Annotated in this window: 14 protein-coding genes; 7 read left to right on the top strand and 7 right to left on the bottom strand. The window is 65.7% G+C overall.

The window, feature by feature from the left end; translation table 11 throughout:
- Position 1 precedes the first annotated feature (1 nt).
- On the top strand, positions 2 to 1,177 hold the full coding sequence (locus ACOOFO_RS08335; protein WP_420426329.1) for a CmpA/NrtA family ABC transporter substrate-binding protein: 1,176 nt from the start codon (positions 2 to 4) through the stop codon (positions 1,175 to 1,177).
- Between the two features lie 49 nt (positions 1,178 to 1,226).
- Here the strand turns inward: ACOOFO_RS08335 and ACOOFO_RS08330 are convergent, their stop codons facing one another.
- The 5 genes from ACOOFO_RS08330 to ACOOFO_RS08310 are packed head-to-tail and all read right to left on the bottom strand — an operon-like array spanning position 1,227 to position 7,026.
- The gene (locus ACOOFO_RS08330; protein ID WP_420426328.1) at positions 1,227 to 1,538 is read right to left on the bottom strand and encodes a hypothetical protein; all 312 of its coding nucleotides are present in this window, start codon (positions 1,536 to 1,538) and stop codon (positions 1,227 to 1,229) included.
- Positions 1,535 to 2,242 (bottom strand): tetratricopeptide repeat protein, encoded by a 708-nt coding sequence (locus tag ACOOFO_RS08325; RefSeq protein ID WP_420426327.1) that lies wholly within the window; start codon positions 2,240 to 2,242, stop codon positions 1,535 to 1,537. The genes ACOOFO_RS08330 and ACOOFO_RS08325 overlap by 4 nt, the downstream gene beginning before the upstream one ends.
- Complete coding sequence (locus ACOOFO_RS08320; protein ID WP_420426326.1) at positions 2,226 to 5,093, bottom strand: tetratricopeptide repeat protein; 2,868 nt, start codon at positions 5,091 to 5,093, stop codon at positions 2,226 to 2,228. Before ACOOFO_RS08320 ends, ACOOFO_RS08325 begins: the two co-directional genes overlap by 17 nt.
- Entirely contained in the window at positions 5,090 to 6,451 is a 1,362-nt protein-coding gene (locus tag ACOOFO_RS08315) for a tetratricopeptide repeat protein (protein WP_420426325.1), read from the bottom strand. The genes ACOOFO_RS08320 and ACOOFO_RS08315 overlap by 4 nt, the downstream gene beginning before the upstream one ends.
- Complete coding sequence (locus ACOOFO_RS08310) at positions 6,448 to 7,026, bottom strand: hypothetical protein (RefSeq protein WP_420426324.1); 579 nt, start codon at positions 7,024 to 7,026, stop codon at positions 6,448 to 6,450. Before ACOOFO_RS08310 ends, ACOOFO_RS08315 begins: the two co-directional genes overlap by 4 nt.
- A 458-nt stretch (positions 7,027 to 7,484) precedes the next feature.
- Here ACOOFO_RS08310 and ACOOFO_RS08305 point away from each other — a divergent pair, with 458 nt between their 5' ends.
- On the top strand, positions 7,485 to 8,822 hold the full coding sequence (locus ACOOFO_RS08305; RefSeq protein WP_420426323.1) for an OmpA family protein: 1,338 nt from the start codon (positions 7,485 to 7,487) through the stop codon (positions 8,820 to 8,822).
- 15 nt (positions 8,823 to 8,837) lie between these two features.
- Positions 8,838 to 9,209: a cupredoxin domain-containing protein gene (locus ACOOFO_RS08300; RefSeq protein WP_420426322.1), complete on the top strand. Its 372-nt coding sequence runs from the start codon at positions 8,838 to 8,840 to the stop codon at positions 9,207 to 9,209.
- 164 nt (positions 9,210 to 9,373) lie between these two features.
- Here ACOOFO_RS08300 and ACOOFO_RS08295 read toward each other — a convergent pair whose 3' ends face one another.
- Positions 9,374 to 11,926, bottom strand: a complete 2,553-nt coding sequence (locus ACOOFO_RS08295; protein ID WP_420426321.1) for an efflux RND transporter permease subunit — start codon at positions 11,924 to 11,926, stop codon at positions 9,374 to 9,376.
- A 716-nt stretch (positions 11,927 to 12,642) separates the two neighbouring features.
- Here ACOOFO_RS08295 and ACOOFO_RS08290 point away from each other — a divergent pair.
- The 4 genes from ACOOFO_RS08290 to ACOOFO_RS08275 all read left to right on the top strand — a co-directional run bounded on the left by ACOOFO_RS08290 (position 12,643) and on the right by ACOOFO_RS08275 (position 15,909).
- Entirely contained in the window at positions 12,643 to 13,668 is a 1,026-nt protein-coding gene (locus ACOOFO_RS08290; RefSeq protein ID WP_420426320.1) for a DUF3034 family protein, read from the top strand.
- A 70-nt stretch (positions 13,669 to 13,738) separates the two neighbouring features.
- Positions 13,739 to 14,233, top strand: coding sequence for a group I truncated hemoglobin (locus tag ACOOFO_RS08285; protein ID WP_420426319.1), 495 nt, complete (start codon positions 13,739 to 13,741; stop codon positions 14,231 to 14,233).
- Between the two features lie 126 nt (positions 14,234 to 14,359).
- The gene (locus tag ACOOFO_RS08280) at positions 14,360 to 14,992 is read left to right on the top strand and encodes an FMN-binding protein (protein ID WP_420426318.1); all 633 of its coding nucleotides are present in this window, start codon (positions 14,360 to 14,362) and stop codon (positions 14,990 to 14,992) included.
- A gap of 113 nt (positions 14,993 to 15,105) precedes the next feature.
- Positions 15,106 to 15,909: a PepSY domain-containing protein gene (locus tag ACOOFO_RS08275; RefSeq protein ID WP_420426317.1), complete on the top strand. Its 804-nt coding sequence runs from the start codon at positions 15,106 to 15,108 to the stop codon at positions 15,907 to 15,909.
- Between the two features lie 62 nt (positions 15,910 to 15,971).
- Here ACOOFO_RS08275 and ACOOFO_RS08270 read toward each other — a convergent pair whose 3' ends face one another.
- Entirely contained in the window at positions 15,972 to 16,436 is a 465-nt protein-coding gene (locus tag ACOOFO_RS08270; RefSeq protein ID WP_420426316.1) for a pilin, read from the bottom strand.
- Positions 16,437 to 16,513: the final 77 nt, after the last annotated feature.

Below are 16,513 nucleotides of genomic sequence, written 5' to 3'. Positions count from 1 at the left end.
GATGCCACTGAACCCTGAGGCCAGCACCGTACGCATTGGCATCCTGCCATTGACCGACGCAGTGCCCATTGTCGTCGCGCGCGATCTCGGCTTTTTCTATCGACGCGGCATCGACGTCGAGATCAGTGTGGAATCGTCATGGGCCAGCGTGCGAGACAAGCTGGCTGCGGGCATCATCGATGCCGCCCAGATGCTCGCGCCCATGCCACTTGCGGCGAGCTGCGGCCTGGACGGCATCGGCGTGTCCATGATTACCGCCATGTCGCTCAATCTCAACGGCAATGCCATTACCGTGTCGCGCTCGCTCTACGAGCGCATGAACGTGCAGGATCCGGACCCGCTGCAGGCCGGTGCCGCGCTCAAGCGTGTGCTGGATGCCGACCGATCCGTTGGCGCCCCACCCCACGTCTTTGCGCACGTCTACCCGTATTCGCCGCACCACTATGAATTGCGCTACTGGCTGGCAGGATGCGGCATCGACCCCGATCAAGATCTGGAACTGGTCGCGATCCCGCCGGCGCAGATGGTGGCGCATATGCGCGAGGGCCGCATCGATGGCTTTTGCGTCGGCGCCCCATGGAGCACGCAGGCGGAGCGCAATGACACGGGACGCATTCTGGTCAGCAAGCATCAGATCTGGAACAACAGCCCGGAAAAGGTTCTGGGTGTCACCGAGCATTGGGCCGATACGCATCCCGATACCCATTTGTCGCTCATCGCCGCTCTGATCGAGGCAGCACGCTGGCTCGATCTGCCCGAGAACCGCGATACCGCTGCGCGTTTGCTCTCGGCCAGCGGCTACCTGGAGGCCGAAGCCGACATTCTCCGGCACTCGCTGACACCCGGTTTATCCCGGCCGGACAGCGACCCGGGCCTCGTCTTTCACGCCGGGGCCGCCAACTTCCCCTGGCGCTCGCACGCCCAGTGGTATCTGCAGCAGATGCAGCGATGGCACCACCTCGATCCCGAGGCGGATCGCAAGGCGATTGCCGAATCGGTCTATCGCACCGACATCTATCGCGCGGCGGCGCGCATCGTCGGCGAGCCCGCACCCACAGTGGATGTGAAGCCGGAAGGCCTGCATGCGACCCTGTGGCAGGTGCCGACCGAGAACGGTCCCTTAACAATGGGTAGTGATCGCTTCTTCGACGGACAGCGCTTCGAGCCAGAGGAATAGCGGCCGCCCCCGATTGCGCTGGGGGGCCAGCTCTTTCGTCGGCGGGCGCCTAGCGGCGCTGCGGCTGCGTGCGCTGAAATGCGCGCAAGCGCTCGTACTGATGCACGCGCGCCGGCACATCCTCGATGCGCAATGCCTCGGGCCGCATGTCGTGGTGCCGGGGCGGACGGTCGATATCGCTCACCGCTTCCTCGCGCCAGGGGCGAAGGAAGAGGCCGATGGCCGCCTCTTCTTCGTCCCCGATCACCGTACTGCCGCGGTCGGCTTGCGCACCTGCCGTCTGCGCGGCAGCCGCGGGTGCGATCAACAGCAGCAGAAGGCCCCAGCACAGCGCCGGACGGTAAGCCGCGCGCGTTCTCATGGCTGTGCTCCAGTGCCAATCGCAGCGACTTCCGGCCGCTTGAGGGGGTCCGTCTGCAGGGTCCGCAACCAGACCTCCGCCATCAGTGCATCGCCGCCCTGTGCGAGTCTGCGATAGGCCTCGTAGTGGCGCGCCGCATCGGGAGGACGGTCGAGATACAGATCGTAGAGCAGCGCGAGATTGCGATGTGCCAAGGCGTAGTCCGGGCTGGCTTGCAGTGCTGCCCGATAGTGCCGCTCGGCTTCTGCGTAGTCCCCTTGCTTGCGATACAGCACACCCATCCAGTTGTGCGCCGTCGCGTTCTCGGGGTTGGCGGCAACGGCTGACCGAAAGTGATCGAGGGCGCGCGCCGCATCGTCGTCCACCCGCGCGGCGAGAATGCCGAGATTGGTATGCGGACCGGACATCTGCGGATGGCTTTCCGCCAGGGTCGCAAAGATCGCGCGCGCCACATCGAAGCGCACCCGCTGCATGGCCGCCACCGCTTCCGCGTAACGGGCATGCGCCGCTTCCGATGGCGGCGTCGCTTCCCCGGCGCGCGCTCGGGATTCCGACGGTTCAGTCCCGATGGGCGCGCGGGCGCCTTCCGCGGCGGGGCGCCTGGTCTCCACGGTGCTGCACGCCGACAAGATGGACAGGCTCAGCGCCGTGGCAAGCACGAGACCACGCCGCGGGACGCGGTGTGCGTTAGTCGAAGGGGACATAGACATCCTCCTGCCGTTCCTGGCGGGCATAGCGCGCGGGGACCAGTTGCGAGAGCGCTTCCGCACTCTGCAGGACCCACGCATCCCAGAGCCCCTCGCCGAGATATTCGAGATTGCGGCGATGGGCTTCGATCGCCAGTTCCTCCACCGGATAGATTTCGTCTTCGAGCAGCAGCTCGTAGGCGTCCTTCTCGAAACCGCGAAGTCCTGGCGGACGCTGCGAAGCCTGAAGGCCGCGCACTAACTCCTGATAGGTCGCGCCGATGGCGTAGCTCGCCAGCGTGACCAGATCGTCAAAGCCCGAAGCATCCGCCTGGCGGAGATGCGTAATCGCCTCCTGCATCAGGCCTTGCCGTTCCCGCAAATGTACCGCCAAGGGCTGACGCAACCGGATGCCTTCGGCGCGGGCGGCAAGCTGACGGCCCAATTGGAGGTGCGCGCGGGCTGCAGCCAACTCCGAGAAGGGCGTGCGCTGGGCACCTGCAGCGCCATCCACGGCAACGATCTCGCGCCACCATTGCATGGCGTTGCCGGGCAGACGCGGATGGTCACGGGCAATCTCAGCGAGGCGCAGCCGGGCCTCCTGCGCGTGATCCATCGGCATCGGATAGGCCGCCACATAGTGCTGGTAGGCGCGGTAGGCATCTGCCGGGGCCGCGCTCTCGTCGTACAACTGCGCCGCCTTCCACTGTGCGGTGCGGCGCACCGCGGCGGGCTCCGCCCCGCGTCGCGCGATGCGCTCGTAGACGTGCGCGGCCGCGCCCGGCTGCGCATTCTTCTGGTAGGCCGTCGCCAGCCATTTGTCGGCGTCGGGCACCAAGGCATGCGACGCATAGCGCGCCCGGAAGTCGTCGAAGATCTCGGCGGCACGGGCCCAGGCCTGCGCATCGACCATCACGGCCCCGGCATCGAAGTGGGCAGATGCCGCCAGCGCCGTGCCCGGCGCCTTTTCACCCACACGCAGAAACATCTCGGCGGCGCGCGCCTGCGCCCCGGCCGCGCGCGCGGCTTCTCCCTGCCTGTAGATCGCGGTTGCATAGCGCTGCATGACAGCCCCGCTGTCGAAGCGGCTTGCCACCGGACCCGCCAGCGCCGCTTCAAAGCGCGACTCGGCTTCGGCGTAGTGCCCGCTGACGAGATGACTGTCAGCGAGCAGCAACTGCGCATCCGATACCAATGCGGCGTCGCTCGGCAGGGGCTGAAGTGCATCGCTGGCCAGGGCGATGGCGTCATTGTGGCGGCCCAGGTTGAAGCTGTCCTCGGCCGCGCGCAGCAGGATACGGCTGCGCTGCGCATGCGCCGGCTCGCGCCCGGCCAGTCGGCGGCTTGCAGCGATAGCGTCCAGGGTGGCATCGGTCGCCAACGCCCCTTGCGCGCGCTCCGCGATGCGATATCGGGTCTGCACCTCGGCCAGCGCGGCCTCGTCGGAGTGCGGGAAGCCGGGTGTCTCATAGGCCAGCCGGCGATAGGCATCGGCCGCCTCGGGGAGTGCGTCGCTTTCCAGCAGCGCATCGGCAAGTCGCAGCCGGACCGCATGGCGCTCGGAACCCTCGGGCAAGAGCGCCAACCAGCTTCGATACCAGCGCGTTGCCGCATGCGCGGCGGCCCGCGACGCCGGTAGATCGGACGCCGACAAGGTCTGGGCCCGGGCGTGATGATGGCTGGCGAGGCTGTCCAGATGGGTCCGCAAGGCCTCCTGGACGGCGTCAGTGGGGGCGGCGCCCTGCCAGTACGGTGCGCCGGCATCGAAGGTCTCGACGAAGTCCGCGCGCGCGGTCATCGCCGCGGTTGCAAAACCACCCGCATGGTAGCTGGCGATGACCCGCTCCCCGAAAATGGGCGCCCAGCGGTGGGCTGGGTAGCCTTCAATGAAAGCCGCAAAGGTTGCCGCTGCATCGTGAAATCGCTGGCGCTCCTGCAGTGCTGTGGCCAGTGCCCAGTAGTAGACGGGTGCACGCGCGTCATCCAGGGCCCGAGCCGCCAAGGCATCGACGCCCCCCTGCGCCATCAAAGCCAGCGTGAGCCCGCGCAACGCATCCTCGCCCAGCTCCGGATGGGCGGCCATGCCCTCGCCCCGCGCCAGCGCGCGCAGGCAATCCAGCGCACAGTCTGCTTCTGGCTCCGGCAGCAGCCCTCCGAGCAGATCGATGAAGACGGTGGCTGCCTCTTCGTGCCTCCCCGCCATGAACTGCGTCCATCCCAATTTGTAGCGTGCCAGTGGCTGCAGCGATTCCGCCTCGGAACCGCGCGCAAGGACGCGCCTGTAGGCCTGCGCGGCCTGGCTCAGCGCGCGCTCCTGGTAATACAGCTCGCCTGCGCGAAAGGCTGCGTCAACGTAGAGCGGCGACGCCGGATGGTCGTCCAACAGGCGAGACAGCGTATCGGCCGCCTCGGCGCGCTGACCCAGCATGTCGTAGGCGCGCGCCATCTGGTAGCGCGCAGCGTCATTGCCCGGGGCGCCCGGAAACTCCGCGAACAACTGGCGGTAATGGTCGAGTGCGGCGCGCAGAAGCGAAGGGTCCTGAAGATCGCCCTCGGCGGCTTGCCGTATCCGCAGATAGGCGGCGCGGCGCAGGGCCTCGGCCCGCAGCTCGGCGGGTGCACCCGGCAACGCCAGCAAGGCTGCGTAGTGTTCGAGCGAGACCGCCATGGATCCCGCCGCCGGCGCCGTGCGCTTGGGCGAGACCAAATCGGCGCGGTCGACAACCAGCCATCCCTCACCCGCGCCGAGGCTGCCAGAGGCGCCCACCATCGTGCCCACGCTCGGACTTTCGCGTCCTTCCGGCGCGATCGCCTGACAAGCCGTCAACAGAACGGCGGCCATCATGCTCAGGACCGGCACGCGCGTCATGACGCGCCCTCCCCCGTCAACACCGTAGCGTCTCGCGCAAAGGCGTCGGGCTCGTGCATCCGCGCGATCGCGAAATGTGCTTCCGCGAGCAGGGATTCGATGCGCGTCTGCCGTTCCTGCAACAAGTCGATGGCATGGGCTTCGATCGCCGTCTCGGCCTCGCGCACCACGGGCGCGAGCCGCTCCAGAATCCCAGCCGCCTCTGCCGCGCCGTCACGGGCGGTGGCCACCGCGCCACGCAGATGCGCCCGCACCGCGTAGATCAGCTGCAGGCGCTCGGCGGCAGCCGCGAAAGCATGATCGGCAATGAGATAACGCGCGTAGAACAGCGCGAGCGGTGAGCGGTCGTCTCCGATCCACCAGCGACTGGCACGGCGTTCGACCGTCCACCAAGGCCAGTGCACGACCGGGCTGGCGCTGCCCCGGGCGATCGCCGTGACCAACTGCTTGGAACGCACATGTGCCATCGCAGTGCCAAGCAGCTCGCGTCCGCGGGCGAGCACGCTGACCGTGCGCTCGTAGTGGTGCAGTGCGCGCTGATGATCCCCCATGTGCTCCAAGGCGTAGGCAAGCGCGAGCTGCCCCTCCTGCACCGCCAGATCCAACGGGTCCCGTCCGATCAGTTCCTGCCAGATCCGGACCGATGTCGCGAGATCGGCGGCACGTTCGCTGCGTGCCACACCTGCGTAGCTTCGAAAGGGGGTCTCGCGACGCAACTGCGCGAGCACCTCCGGCGACGAAGCCCGCAGCGGCAGTGCACTCGGCGCCAGCAGCTTGCGCGAGGGCGCGTCCGCCTCGGCATCCACGCGCACAGGCAAGAGATAGCTCCATCCCAGCTCCAGCAGCGCCTCGGATGACAACGGGCCGGGACTGCTGATCGACTGGTAATGCTCGCGGGCGGTTTCGACGCGCCCCGCGCGCAGCGCGATGCGGGCCAGCAAGAGGTGGCAGGCATCCCGCAAGTCCATCGCCTCCTCGTCCTCGCGCGCCATGAGCCCTTCAAGCACCGTGACGGCACGCTCGGGATGCCCGTCGGCGAGGTGCGCCTCCACGGTCTCGAGCGAGGCGTGCGCCGACCCTTCAGCTGCTGAAGGCGCTGGCATGCGCAGCAACGTGTCGATGGCGGTACGGGTCCGCGCTTGCAATCGCTGCCGGCGCTCCAGCGCCGACGGATCGGCATAGGCGGGCGGCATCTGCTGCAGGACGACGGCGGCGCCGAAGGCATCGCCGCTGTCCAGAAGCCACTGGGCATAGGCCAGTTCAGGCTGTGACGCTGACGGCATCGCCATGCCCGGCAGCATGCCTCCGATCAGGACCGCAACGGTCCGCGTTCGGTGGAAAGAGCGACCGCGGCTCATGAAGCATCCCGCTCGCGTGGCTGCAGCACGGGGCGACGCAAGACGCCGTCCCGCGTCAGCATCAGTTGCGGCGGCGCCATATCCGTATCGGGAGCCACGGACAGCGCGTGGGTCAGGCGGACCAAGGTGGCACTCATCGCTGCGTCGGTGCGTCGTGTCAGCACCTCCACCACGAGCGGCTCGTCTTGGCCGGCCTTCGCATCGGCGAGTGCTCGGGCACAGTCGCGCGTCGCGCTGGGACATTGAATCCGCAAGCGCAGCATGCCGCCGCGGTGCAAGGCGGCGGCTGCGCGACCTCCTACCTCGAGGCGGGCCAACAGCGCATCGCCCATCGTCACCTGGGCCGACTGCACGGACAGGTCGTCGATGTCAGTCCCGATGTAGATGTCGAGCGTTTCGATCGATGCGGCCGGCAGGGACAGCGCCGCCTGCAGCGCCCGCTCCAGCGCGACCGAATCGCCGGCGTTAACCGGCACGGCAAGGCCAAGCCACAGGACTGCGACGGCAATGCGCAGCACAGAAGCGGACCATCGCGAAACAGGAAGGAAACACGGCATGTTGACGCCCTCACGCATAGAAAGCTGCCGCTGGAGCGGCCTCGATGCAGCGGACGACGTTGTCCTGCCCGACCGGCCCTGGCCGGGGAAGCCACACCAGAGTGTTGAGCAAGTGGCATGCCAATTGGCTCCGGCCCCTGCCACCGCGGTTCGGACGCTTTGCCGTCCCGCGAGCACCATCGACGGGCACCTTGCGCCCTGTGTTGGTGCGGTGCAGCAACAATGCAGCGCATCGGCGGTGCCTGCCTACGCAATGCCCCGCGCCTGAATGGCGTCGGAGGCGGACTTCCGCAGGATGGCACGCGTTTTGCTTCCAGAACGCCAACGCCTCTCGAGGCAACAATTTGTCCCGGTCAATGGCGACCGGCGCAGGGATAGCGACGTCCACCCCGCTCAACACACAGAGCCGGGTGGATTTTTTTTGTCCATCAGAACGATGCAGCAGGCATCCATGGTCATCGTCAGGGGGAAGGAGCATGCAGAAGATCATTCGCAAACCAAGTCGCGGCACTACCGTCGCCGCCGTCTCAGCCGTGGCGGCAGCGCTATCGACCGGGGTTGCCGGTGCCAGCGAAGCAGGCAACTACATCGCACCCATGGCCTCCTACGTATTCGCCGACGATGAACGCGGCACGGACGACGCCTATGGCGGCGCCGTCGCCCTCGGTCGCCGCCTGACTCCCTACATGGGCGTTGAACTTCGCGCCAGCTACCTGGACTACGGCGAAGTCAAAGAAGGGCTGAGCTTCGGTTGCGAGAACTTCGGCAACAACTGCCCGGACGACATCGAGCTTTATGGTGGTGGTCTCGGGCTCAATCTCTATCCTTTCCGCGGCAACCTCTATGTCCACGCTGAGGCGTTGGCGGGGAACCACGCCCACTACAGCGGCGGACTTGGCTACGCCTTCGGGAACGTCGTCGGTGGCTTGAGCTTTGTCATCGAAGCGCTCTACCAGAGCGCGGACGGCTTCGATGAACCGCGCATCAACGCCGGTTTGCTGCTGCCCTTCGGCCGCAAGGCCGAGGCGGCCCCGCCCGCCCCGACACCGGCGCCGGCGCCCCTGCCCGAGCCGCCGCGCGAACCCGTGCGCGTGGTCGAGGCGCCCTGCGCGGTCTCCGCGCCCGACGATGTGGTCGATCTCGCTGGCTGCGAGGTCGGTGACACCATCCTTCTCGAAGGCGTGTATTTCGCCGTCGACAGCGCACAGCTGAATGCAACCGCCTCGCAGACCCTGGACCGGGTGGCCGAGGCGCTCACCGAACGCGATGACCTGAAGGTCGAGGTGCGCGGTCACACGGACTCGACCGCCTCCGATGCCTACAACCAGCGACTCTCGCTGCGTCGCGCCAAGGCGATCAAGGACCACCTGGTAGAGGCCGGCATTGCCGCCGAGCGCCTGACCATCGAAGGCTTTGGGGAATCACAGCCTGCAGCCAGCAACGATACGGAGGAAGGTCGCGCGCGCAATCGACGCGCCGAACTGCACGTCCTGGACGCCGATCCGGACGCCGCGTCCGACGCCAGCACCGCGTCGCCGCAGCAGGATCCGGCAACAGTACCCGACGCTCTCGGCTCGACGGTGCGGATCGAGGATTTCACCTTTACGCCTTCCCTGATCACGGTGTCCCAGGGGACACGGGTCAAGTGGACCAATACCGGTAACAGCGATCACACCATCAAATTCATGGATCGCGAGAGCTTCCGGATTCCGCCCGGCGAAAGCTTCAGCCGGACCTTCGACACCGCAGGTGAGTACACGTACCGCTGCGGTATCCACCCAAGCATGACCGGAACCATCCGGGTTGCACGCTAAGCAGAGGAATTCCCTATGCGCACACACCCTTGCACCAAGCCCTCGCAGTTCGCCCTAGCCGTTGTCCTCGGCCTGGCCGCGAGTACCACCTACGCCGCCGACGGCCACGCCGAAAAAGCATCGGTCCCCGAAGACGCCGTTCAGGTGGAAATCGTCGACTTCATGCGCTTCGAACCCGAAACGATTGAAGTCGAGGCCGGTACCACAGTGGTCTGGACCAACTACGACGGCTCCAACCACAAGGTCAAGCTGCCCGGCGTTGCGCCAAGTCCGCGCATGCACATGGAATCCACCTGGATGTACACCTTCCAGGAGCCCGGAACCTATGACTATTCCTGTGCCATGCATCCCAAGATGAAGGGCACGGTGGTGGTGAAGGCACCGTAGGACGCAAACCGGTTTGCCGCGGGACGGCGAACGCCCAACCAGTCTCTCCCGGTCTAGCAAATGGAATTTGCAATGACCATTGCCCCGTTCTTACGGGGCTTTTTTATGGCGCGGACTTCGGAGGGCCGTGCGACCCAGCCAGACTTCCCTCAGCTTTGCGCGCGCTACATGCGGCGCTCGCGCAAGACCAGCAGGGCCGGCAGGACCACCATGGTGGCAATGAACGCCAGCAGTATGGCCAGCGCTGTGACGATGCCAAACCGTTGCAGCGGCGGTGAAATCGCAAGCGCCAGCACACCAAAGCCACCGACGGTCGTCGCCGTACTGCCGAGCAGGGCACCGCCAGTGCCGGTGAGCACGGTCTCCATGCGCTCTGCGAGCGAGGATGCGAGCCTTGCTTGCGCCAGAAAGCGTTCGCCAATGTGCACGCTGTAATCCACGCCGATCCCGATTGCCAGACTGCTGATGACGACCGTCTCCGAGTTGAAAGGGATATCCAGCAGGCGCATGGCACCCAGCAAGGCGGCCAATGCAATCAACACGGGCGTCAGGAGAATGGCGCCGAGCCCGTAGGCGCCATGAAGCCGCCCGTACAGCACGGTGAGCATGAGGCCGATCACGCAGAGCGTGATCGAGAAGCCGACCGCGAGCGTGTCAAACAGGGCGTTCTGGACGTTGGCGCGGATCACGGAGGCTCCAGTGGCAATCGCGTGCACGGGCGCGTGTTCCGACAGGTGCTTCGCCACCGCGCGGATGTCGGAGGCAATCGCCTCCGATTGCGCATTGAGCAGCAACGCAACCTCCAGTCGTGCGGATACATAAACGCCGTCGACACGGTGCAGCACGCGGGCCGCGCGCGCAGGCGCCAGGTCGAATAAGGCGTCATAGAGCGGCACGAGATCCCGGTCGGGCAAGCCATCGCCGTCCTCATCCCGCGCCTGCACCGCCTGCGCAAAGCGCGCATCGTGGAACGCCGCCAGACGCATCAGCGATGCGGGGCTGTCCGTAATCAAGGTCCCCGACTCGGTGGCCCGGCGGCGTGCGACACGCTCGATGGCGTGAAGAAACGCCGGATCGGTCACCTGGCCCTCGACCAGGATCTCGGCATCGAGCAGCCGACTGAGCAATCGAAAATGGTCCACGAGGTAGTCCACGTTCTCGCGCACTTCATAACGCCCGGGGGCCATCCAGGACGGAAGGGCCTGCATCCACTGCGGTGGTGCGTCCGGAATGAAATCCGTGCGATCGAAGCTGGTCTCCAGGCCGGTGGCTGCCACCGCCCCGGTCACCGTCAGGATGGCTGCCGCGACCGCGATCGATCGGGGACGGCGCACGGTGAAGCGCGCCAGTGCCGCGAGCCATCGACGCGACCCAAGCCGACGGCGCCCCAACGCCCATTGCACCCGCATTCCTTTGCGACCGGCGCAGCCTTTCTCGACCTCGGTCTTGATCGCCGGAATCATCGCCGAAAAAATGAAGAAGGTGGCGACGATGCCCAAGCCACTGACGACGGCGAAGTCACGGATCGACGCGAGCGGGCTGAAGTAGTTCGCCAGAAAGCCCACCGCCGTGGAAAAGGCGGCCAGGGTGAGTGCGGGCAGAACCCCGAGCAGCCCCCAGCGCATGGCCTGCTGTGTCTGAGACGCATCCGGTGCCCCCTGCAGGTCTTCGAGCTGCTCCCGATAGCGCATCACCACGTGCAGGCTGTAGTCGATCGCCAGGCCCACCAGGAGAAACGGCACCGCAATGAGGATCGAGGTCGACGGCACCTGGAGCCAGCCCTGTACCCCCTGCAACCAGAGGAGCACCAACATCAGTCCGAGCAGGCAGAACACCATATCTCTCAGGCTGCGGAAGGTGATCACCAGCAGGACGATCAGCAACAGACCACCGATCGGCGCGATATAGCGGAAACTCTCGCCCACCGCCCGTGCGGATTCGGCCTTCACGATGCCTTCGCCATACATAAAGGCATCTGCAAACCAGCGCGGCAATTCGGCCTGCATGGCGAGTTGGGCCGCGTGCACCGCTTCTTCCGTCAACCCGACCCGTGCCGGATTGTGCTGCGACACCACCAGCGCGCGCGCGCGGAAGTCATTCTCAATGCCTTCGTCGACCTGTACCGGCAGATAGAGGCCGAGGTTCGCGCCCACCGGACTGCTCGACGGCGATAGCACGGCCTCGCGCAAAGCCGCGTAGTCAGAGCCATCCATGCCCTCGAGTCGTTTGATCTGCACCGCGAGGGGGCAGTCGCCCTGCGGCACCCGACCTGCTGGCTCCCAGGGTCTGCGACTCGCCGCCGACGCTTCTGGTGCACCATCGAGCGCGCATAGTGCCTGGCCGATCAGATTCTCGAAGCCGCGCAGACCGTCTCCTGGTCGCAGGCTAGCCGCGACCTCCGGTCGCGCCCACAAGGCGGCTTGAAAGCGCAAGCCCTTGAGCACCTCCGCCTGTGACAGTGCGTCGCCGTCGGCGTCGTCTTGCGACATGCGCACAATGACATAGGAGTCGACGGGCTGGCTCAGGTCGTAGCTCTGCTGGATGCGCTCAAGCGCCTGATGTGCAGGCGTGTCGAGCTGCGCCTCCCCGATGGCCATCGGTGCCACCGCATCCCGCCAGAGGCCGAGGGCCACCACCACGGTGGTCAGCAGACCGATGGCGATAACGCGCCGGCTGTGCCCCGTGACATACGCTGCGTATCGTTCGAAGATCGTCATAGTCCTGCTGCGCCCACGCTGATGGCGGAGTCGACTGCCGTATTGCGGCAACCGGATATCCGCCTGCAAGAGTTGCTGTGAGAAACGGTGGTGGGAAATCGCGCAATGCGCCCGCCGAACCACCCTTCGAGCCCTCGTCGCTCGCGTGCAGACCCTCTTTGGCCGCGTTCACTCGCCTGCAGAAAGAGCGGATGAACCACGGTCAGGATCAGCAAGACATATGCCAAGGACCGCCTCGGCACCCGATCCGCAGCCCGCCTGTCGGCACGCTGCGCCATGGGGTGTGGCCGCCCCTGCGTCGCGCCCGTGCTGGCCCCATCGTGAGCCGCTTTGGCGCGCCCTGCTCGTGAATGGTGCAGCGCCGCATCGTTCGGAGGCTTCCACGAGCTGCTGCACCCACGCGGAGCCGGTCCGACAGCGCGCGCACAGTGCCGCTGCGCGACGCAGGTCGGATGGGAGCGACAGGGCGATGACTACACTCTTGTTATTCCTTGCTTTTTAAATCGAACGATCGTTCTGGCACGCACTTTGCTTGATATCTGGCGCAAGCCGAAGAAGGCGAAGCCACAACTGGTTTGATCGGCAGCGTTGCTGATCCATCGACGATGAAGTCCGCTCTCACAGCCCTGTGCTGGAGGTGGACTTTTTTTTTGTTCCATTGCCAGGGGGTCCGGTTCCAGAACCACGAAGCCTGGCCACTAGGGAGCAGTTCAACAATGAAGACTATGACGCAGACCCGACGCACGAAACTCATGTTCACGCTGGCCCTGGGCTCCATCCTGGGGGCCTTCTCGGCCCCTGCCATGGCGCAATACGGCGACGGCAAGGTATTGCTCACCGGCGGTGTCGGCGCTATCGACGGAGCAGGCGGCGGCGGTATCACCCCCTGGGCCACGATTACCGGCTACGGCACCCGCGACGAAATCAATGGGGGTATCCGCTACACCTTCGCCGAGTTGCCCAGCTACCAGCTCAATACCCTCGGCGCAGCGGTGGGCTTCTATGATCGACTGGAGTTGTCGTACACCCGCAGCACCCTGCCCACGGGGGGCACCTTCGACACGGTGGGACTGGTGCTTGATGCGCTCAACGCCGACGGCGCCGGTATCGAGCCCTTCAATACCACCATCAAAATGGATGTCTACGGCGCCAAGCTGCGGCTCTTCGGCGACGCGATCTACGACTCACAGAACCTGATCCCGCAGGTCGCCTTTGGCGGCTTCTACAAGGTCAACAAGAACGAGCGCCTGCTCGAAACCTTGCAAGCCAACAAGGCGGAGGACTACGAGCTCTATATCGCCGCGACCAAGTTGTTCTTCCCGATCAGCACCCTGTTCAACGTCACCGCGCGCTACACCTCGGCGAATCAGACGGGCCTGACGGGTTTCGGCGGTGGGGATGAGAACGACAAGGAGATCCGCTTTGAAGGCTCCATCGCACATCTTCTAAACAAGACCACCGCCATCGGCGTCGAGTACGCGCAGCACGGCGACAACCTCGACGGTCGCAGCATCTCCCTCGGCGGCACCGATATCACCGCCCTCACCGGCGTGCTGTCCAGCCTCGGCCTCGGCGTCGGCGACACCTTGCGTCAGCTTCCGGAAGACGACTGGATCGATGTGTTCTTCGCCCACGCGTTGAACAAGAACCTCTCCATCACCGTGGCGGCCGCAATGCTCGGGAACATCACCCTGACACCCGATCAGACCGGCTTCTATCTGTCGATGCACGCCACCTTCTAACCCACTTTCAAGCGCTTTCAGCGCCATTCGGCGCAAGGCAACTCCACACCTGGTACTCCGGAGAACGACTATGCAACTCCCCTCCTTGAAGAAGGCCATCACGGGCGCCACCGTCGCACTGGCCGTCCTCGCATCCACCCCCAGCTTCGCCCAATCGGGCCCCGCCTACGACGACACCGGCAAGGCCAAAGCCTTTCCCGGCATTCCCAGCGGCACCGTCGAGGCTATGGGCGGTGAGGAAGGTCTTCGCACGTGGGTGGAAGCACTCTTCCACTACATCCTGCTGGATCACCGCATCGCCCCCACCTTCCGCGAGTTCGGCAACATCGAACGGCAGATCGCCCTGAATACGCAGCTTGTTCAGCGGGTGCTCGGCGGCAACGTGGAATACATGGGCGCGAGCATGTCGGCAGCGCACTCGGATCTTGGCATCACCATGACCGAGTTCAACGCCGTCGTGGAAGCGGCCTACAACGCTTGTGACCGCGTGAACTATCACTACTACCACTGCAACCAGATCATTGCCGGTCTCGCCCCGTTCACCTTCCAGATCGTCACGAAGTAACGGCCCTACTGAACCAACGAACTCCGGCGGACCCTGGCGGCGCGCGAAATCGGGCGTCGCCGGGGCTTCCGCCGGCCTCGGGTTCGAAACTTGCAACGCATTAGTCCCCAGGACCCGGAGCCGGTCATGCAAAAAACCATCAAGAACCGAGGAGAGCAATCCCATTCCATCGTTCGCGCCCGCCCGCGCACCCGCCGGCTGGCCGCCATCGACTTCCTTGGCATCGCCGCGCTATGCGTGGGTATGGCGATCGTCCTCCTCGACTACATCACCAATGTTGCTCAGGCCGAACAGAAGTTCGAGTTCTACATCTACTTCCAGGAGCCCGAAGAGTTTCTGGCGCAACACCTTGGACCGGAACCGCCGCCGCCGCAGGTGCTGACGATCGACAGTGCGGCACAGGAGCGCATCCGTTCGGTCTACGGTCGCCCGTTCCCCAAGCCCCGGCTCTACTACTGGGCCGCGGATGGCAAGACGGCCTGGATCTTCGACGATATCGGCAAGGAAGGCTATCAACCAACAACCAGCGGCTTTGTGGTTGAGGATGGCCAGATCGTTGCTGCGCGCGTGCTGACCTATCGGGAATCGCGCGGAGAGGAAGTCGGCGAAGGCTTCTTTCTCGAACAGCTCGAAGGCGCACGTGCCGAAGGTCAGGCCCTGGACCAGCCGGTGGACAACATCTCGGGCGCGACCGAATCGGTAGAAATGATGAAGCGGATGGCGCTCACCGCGATCGCCTTCGACAGCCTGGTGAAATGACGATGCCAGATACCTCCTATCATCCAAGCCGAGCCGAATCTGGCGACGACGGGACCACGGAGACGCGCTTCAACGGCGCCATCCCGGCGGCCGTTCGCCACATGCGCAGGCGCATGCGCGCTTCGACCGCCGCCGCGGCGAAGCCGGTACCCGCACGACGGAACCTGTCGGTTTTTCTGCGCACCTGGCACAAACGCGCTGGGCTGTTCGCCTTTGCCTTCATGATCTGGCTGGGCGCGAGTGGCTTTTTGATCAACCAGAGCGCGGAATGGGGGTATGACACCACCCGCATCGACTGGCCGGTGATTACGTCGCTCTACGGCATGCGCGCCTCGCCGCCGCGCGAAGGCTTTGTGGCTGGCGATGCCTGGCTCGCCCGCGGTGGCGACGATGTCTTCCTCAATGGCACCCCCATCGACTATACGGTGGGTGACCCCGTGGGCATGATCGCCAGCGACGCGAGTGGCCAGCCCCTGTTGTATGTCGCCACGCGGGAATCCGTGCTGCTTCTTCAGCAGGACGGCAGCGTGTATGACGAATTAAGCCCACCAATCCTCCCCGTACGTGAGGTACGCGCGATCGGCACGACAGGCAAGGGCATCGTCGTCCAAGGGGCACAGGACACGCTGCTCAGTACCGATGGCGGCCTGCGCTGGACGGCCGTGGGGGATCAGGAAGTGCAATGGTCCACCGCGAGCCCGCTCGCAGACTCGCAACGCGACGTGCTCGCGCCCTACTCCATGCCCAGCCTCCCGCTCGAACGCGCGCTGCTCGATCTGCATAGCGGACAGATTTTCGGCGACGCCGGGACATGGGTCGTCAATATTGTCGGTCTGATGTCGATCTGGCTGGGCATCAGTGGCCTGTGGATGACCCTGCGCCTGCAGCGACAGCAGAAACGCCGCGCCAAGGCGTAAGCACGAGCAGCCTCCGTCTGGCCACATCGCGCCATGAGGGCGGCAACAGCCACGCTGGCACGCTAGCGGCGGCAGGTCGCCGGCACAAAGCGCTCCGGCACGCCTTCTGACCCGCTCTCGGACGCGCATTGCCAGCGGAGGCTGCCGCCCGCAAACTCCGCCGTCAGTGTCAGGCGCTTGCCTTCAATCGGCGGCACCCGGTAACGGATGCGAATCTGTTGGGCGGCCTGATTCCACCAGATGCGCTCGACATAGGTCCCGGACCCGGCCCCGTGCGCGGTGCTGACCGGCAGACCCAGTTCGCGCAGCAGGGCAAGCCAGTTGCTGGCGGTGGGCAGATGGCCGTGCACGGCGTAGTACTCAGCCACCGCGGTCTTCACGGGGGCGATCAGGGCGAGGCCTTCACTGACCTGCGCGCGGGTGACGTGGTCGCGATAGGCAGGGATGGCCAGACCGGCCAATACGCCCACGATGGCGAGCACGATCAGCAGTTCGATCAGCGTCAGACCCCGCGCGCTCCGCCGCATGGCTGCCTCCTGCATTGCTGCCGCCTATCACACCGAGCAGGCAGCCTTCTGCACAGAGGCTAGCGCGCGCGAAGGCC

Origin of the sequence: Algiphilus sp. (assembly GCF_965216485.1) — a bacterium.
In the GTDB taxonomy this organism is placed as follows: domain Bacteria; phylum Pseudomonadota; class Gammaproteobacteria; order Nevskiales; family Nevskiaceae; genus Algiphilus.
This window is presented reverse-complemented; position numbering and strand designations above follow the sequence as displayed.